Origin of the sequence: Bartonella sp. CM120XJJH (assembly GCF_042194715.1) — a bacterium.
In the GTDB taxonomy this organism is placed as follows: domain Bacteria; phylum Pseudomonadota; class Alphaproteobacteria; order Rhizobiales; family Rhizobiaceae; genus Bartonella.
Map to the genome: position 1 here is coordinate 370 of NZ_JBHINE010000068.1, position 897 is coordinate 1266.

1 pseudogene is annotated in these 897 nt (G+C 43.1%); it reads left to right on the plus strand.

Features of this window, described 5'->3' with window-relative positions:
* Nucleotides 1-822, plus strand: a pseudogene (locus tag ACFIKU_RS09745) (hypothetical protein); the annotation flags it as partial.
* Nucleotides 823-897: the final 75 nt, after the last annotated feature.

Below are 897 nucleotides of genomic sequence, written 5' to 3' on the forward strand. Positions count from 1 at the left end.
AAGACTCCAGAGGACACCCCTACCAAGTTCGACATTGAACTTGAAGCAGGAAAAAATTATTATGTTTATGTTGTTCCTAAAGACGATAGCATCCAATCGGTTGTGTCACAGAATGCTACTTATCCAGATGGATACACAGCGGATAATTCTGTCAAGATAGGAGGGTTTCATACGCTTTGTGCGGATGTTGGAGAGATTTCCGGTCATCCATTGTCTGGTTATAGAGCAGGGGATATCTTACCCAATTCAGTTTGGTGTTTGAATCACCGCCCGCATAGTAGTCCAGAAGGGATGGTCTACGACCCCTCTACAGATCTTTGGGTTGATATTTATCTCCAGTCAGGGACGGGTGAAAATACGCGCTCGGCGTATGGTACTCCGATCACAACAAACCGTACTTATACAGATCACTTATCTGATATGTTGCGTGTTAAAAAATCTTTTCTCAATGATACAGAATTTGCGTCTGCGATGTATGGAAGTAATGAAAAGACAAATATTCAAGGGAAGAAAGCCCCTTCTCCTAAGAGTTCTGGAGGACACGTTGATACGGCGAATAGGCGTATGATTTCACATATAGGGTGTGAGGATGGCTGCGGTTATGTTTCACAATTTTTATCAGAGACTTTTCCAATACAGATACCTTCTGTAACAGCGGGAAGGACGGCTTTTAGAACAGATATGAATGTGTTGGTAGGAGGAGGTCTTTGGAGTGGTGGTGTCTCTAATGGTTCGTTTTTTCGTAGTGGTCAGTATTCTCGTAGTTTCAAGGGTGAGATGTTAGGGGCTCGAGGCTGTAGCCGTCCCCGCCGCTTTGTTTAGAGGAGGACAATAGAGATGATAGATTATCCAGGGCATTTAAATACGAAGCAAGATTATCTGAACATGCTTGAATTT